General features: G+C 55.2%; 1 protein-coding gene and 1 pseudogene. Both read right to left on the bottom strand.

Going from position 1 to position 1,433, the window contains the following annotated elements:
* Positions 1-122 precede the first annotated feature (122 nt).
* On the bottom strand, positions 123-665 hold the full coding sequence (nrdR, locus tag NW819_RS06555) for a transcriptional regulator NrdR (RefSeq protein WP_414328718.1): 543 nt from the start codon (positions 663-665) through the stop codon (positions 123-125).
* A gap of 75 nt (positions 666-740) precedes the next feature.
* Positions 741-1,433: pseudogene (locus NW819_RS06550) on the bottom strand (cryptochrome/photolyase family protein); the annotation flags it as partial.

Below are 1,433 nucleotides of genomic sequence, written 5' to 3'. Positions count from 1 at the left end.
CTACCCCAAGCATACCGCTAAGCCTTTGGAATGGGCGATCTCTTCACAGCAATTTTTCCCGCCCACAAGCGCCATTTCCCCGCTGCTTCCAGGGAGGGCCGGCTTGCGCTGTCGTTCCCACGTCACGAATACTCTCCCACCAAGTCTGGAGAACCAGGAGATTCGGAATTTGAGGCAGAGGAGTCCTGCAGCAGCCGCTCCAGATCCCGTCGCAGAGGTGGTTCCAACTGTTCCAGCTCATTGACAAAGTCTTTTATACCCTGAAACTGGCGATAAACGGAGGCAAAGCGCACGTAGGCCACCTCACTTAGGTGTTGCAGGCGCTCCAGCACCATCTCGCCGATGCGCAGGCTGGTTACCTCTTGGGCATCTTCCAATTGCAGTTTTTCTTCGATCTCATTGACCAGCTCTTCCATCTGTCTGACGGTGACGGGGGTTTTTTGGCAGGCACGCATCACCCCTTGCAGGATCTTGTTGCGGTTGAAACTTTCGCGGGATCCATCCCGTTTAATGACCATGATGGGCATGAACTCGATGCGCTCATAGGTGGTGAAGCGGTAGCCACAGGACATGCATTCTCGCCGCCGCCGCACACTCTGGCCACCTTCTGCCGAACGAGATTCCAAAACTCGGATTTCTTGTTTGCTGCAGCGGGGACATTTCATGGCTTGCAGTCCTTACAAAGCGACAGGTGGGTAGGAGGGTGCCTCAATTTTACCGGATGCTTAATCTTCTGGTGCTTAGACAGATTGCAAATGAGATGGACTCTGTTCGTCGAGTGCAGATTGCAAGGGATCCCACCAAGCAGCGGCTTGCGCCTGGATCTGGGCCTTCAGCTCCGGTTCCATGCGATCCAAATGGATCAATACCCATTTCATTCTGCCCAAGGGGGCTAAGAGGGATCGCTGACGCAACAGGAAGTCCCAATACAACGTATTGATGGGGCAGGCTTGTTTGCCAACCTTTTCGCTGGGATTGTAGCGGCAATGGCGGCAGTAGTCACTCATTTTGCGGATGTACTGAGCAGAGGCGGCATAGGGTTTGGTGGAGAGCATGCCCCCATCGGCAAAAAGGCCCATGCCGATGACGTTGGGCTGCATCACCCAGTCGTAGCTGTCGATAAACACATCCTGAAACCACGCTTCTACTGCCTGGGGCTGAATGCCACTGATGAGGGCGAAATTGCTGAGCACCATTAGCCGCTGGATGTGGTGGGCATAACCATGACGGCGAATTTGATCCAGGGTGTGCTGCAGACAGGCCATGTCGGTTTTGCCCGTCCAAAAAAACTCTGGCAGGGGTCGCTGGTGGCCAAAAAAGTTGTTCTGGGCATAGCCGTTGGGCATTTGGTATTCGTAGAAGCCGCGCATGTACTCCCGCCAGCCCAGGATCTGGCGGATGAAGCCTTCGGCGGAGGGCAGGGGGATCCCGCC

This window comes from Synechococcus sp. R8-2 (genome assembly GCF_047461715.1).
Lineage (GTDB): Bacteria > Cyanobacteriota > Cyanobacteriia > Thermostichales > Thermostichaceae > Thermostichus.
This window is presented reverse-complemented; position numbering and strand designations above follow the sequence as displayed.